Here is a 1687-nt window from a genome sequence, read left to right on the forward strand (position 1 = left end):
CTTATTGAACTAAAGACTGCTTTAGTTCAATAGCTATTATCTTGTAAATCATTAAGGAGTTAACATATGTACATTTGGAATATAAAGGGACTTGTTCAAGCTTTAAAAAAAGGGAGTCTGTCTAGTAAGTCACAAAAACAATATAAAGCAATAGGTATTTCTTTATTTGCATTAGCATTACTAGCAGATCCGATATTAATGATGACTGAATCTTTCAATCGCTTAGATATTATTGATATGATTAGTTATTTGGTTATAAATTTAGTTGGAATTTATATAGCATACATATTAAATAAACGAGGAGATGGGAAAGAATTTGGATTTCGTTACTTTAGTTTATATCTCCCAATCACACTTCGTTTTTTTGTTCTTTTTTTGATTATAACTATAGTAGGATATTTGGTTCTCCCAATTTTTTATCCTTCAATTTTATTAGATGAGACCAACTGGTTTGATTTATTTACTTCAGTAGGAACAGAAGTTTATTTTAATATTTTAATGGTGAAATATATTAAAAAAGTAAATGAGTAGTTATTTTGCTACTTATTGAACTAACGAGCGCTTTTGTGCAGAAAGATCAATGGTATTCTTTAAATGCTTCTTCATTTTTCGTGATCGTTGCTTTTGCAGCATCAATCACTGCATTCATCTCGCTTGTCGTTTTGTTTTCATAAAAATCGTTGCTATTTATTTTAAAATAAGCGGTTAGTTTAATCAGGATGCTCGTTTTCCTGAGCATCCTTTAGTGTCTTCTCGCCTGCGGAATCCCACCCTTAACGCTACTCCTATGGAGTCTTACACCTTCTATTTCAACTATCTTCTTTACAGTTAGATTGTTTTAATAAATCCTTTTTTAGAATATTCTTTTAGTTGAGAATCAGAAAAAGCACAAACTAGTGTAATATTTAACAGCAGCTTAATTATTAGTTGTATCAACTATTTAAGTTACTGTTCAAACTAGTTGTGCTTATTTTACTTTTATCTCCAACCTTTCGCATGTACTTCTACTATTTCTATAAATTTTCTTGTGGCATGAGATTGCCATCTATTTTTATGCCATGCCATGATTGTAAATACACTTCCTAAGCTAGTATCCCATTCAATTGAGCGCATATTTTGTTGTTCGATTTCATTATTTACTGTCATCAGCGGTAGCATTGAAATACCAAGTCCACACATGACACATTGCTTTATTGCTTCGACACTCCAAAATTCGATTCCGGATTCAGTGGCAATCCCTTTACTTCTTAAGAATGCCTCAAAATAGTCTCGATAGCTTCCTTGTTCAGTCAATAGTATATTTTCGTTTTCATATAACGAAAACTGAGTCAGAGTTCGATATGTTTCCGAATCTGGAGGTAACAAGATGACAAGTTTTTCTTCAACAAGAGTTTCCATATGAAAATCGGGATCTGATAATGGTGCTTGCAAGAAGAAAGCGATATCCAGATCACCTCTGCGAAGCTCATCCTGTAATTCCCAGCATAACCCTGATTTCATAATAATATTTACGGTTGGATAAAGCTTCCGAAAGGATTGAATGATAAATGGTAGGCGATATATTGTAAGGGATTCAGGAGCGCCGATCCTAAGAGTTGTGGGTATTTCTTTATCCATTCGAAACACGTCTTTTGCTTTTGTATAGAGTTGAATCATATCAATTGCATGGGTAAGAAAATGACCACCA

Annotated in this window: 3 protein-coding genes; 1 reads left to right on the forward strand and 2 read right to left on the reverse strand. The window is 32.9% G+C overall.

Annotated features, from left to right (window positions below; translation table 11 throughout):
- Positions 1–66: 66 nt before the first annotated feature.
- Positions 67–531, forward strand: a complete 465-nt coding sequence (locus COI44_RS23705; RefSeq protein WP_097975204.1) for a hypothetical protein — start codon at positions 67–69, stop codon at positions 529–531.
- Positions 532–577: 46 nt separating this feature from the next.
- Here the strand turns inward: COI44_RS23705 and COI44_RS24355 are convergent, their stop codons facing one another.
- Positions 578–739 (reverse strand): hypothetical protein, encoded by a 162-nt coding sequence (locus COI44_RS24355; RefSeq protein WP_176527978.1) that lies wholly within the window; start codon positions 737–739, stop codon positions 578–580.
- A 239-nt stretch (positions 740–978) separates the two neighbouring features.
- Positions 979–1687 (reverse strand): LysR family transcriptional regulator substrate-binding protein (locus tag COI44_RS23710; protein WP_142329309.1); only part of this gene is annotated, 709 nt, incomplete at its 5' end.

The organism is Bacillus sp. AFS088145, assembly GCF_002564465.1.
Lineage (GTDB): Bacteria > Bacillota > Bacilli > Bacillales > Bacillaceae_G > Gottfriedia.

What these genes read in the sequence shown, in the direction of transcription:
- COI44_RS23705 (WP_097975204.1), top strand. Translation starts at nt 67, where the DNA reads ATGTACATTTGGAATATAAAGGGACTTGTTCAAGCTTTAAAAAAAGGG.
- COI44_RS24355 (WP_176527978.1), bottom strand. Translation starts at nt 739, where the DNA reads ATGCTCAGGAAAACGAGCATCCTGATTAAACTAACCGCTTATTTTAAA.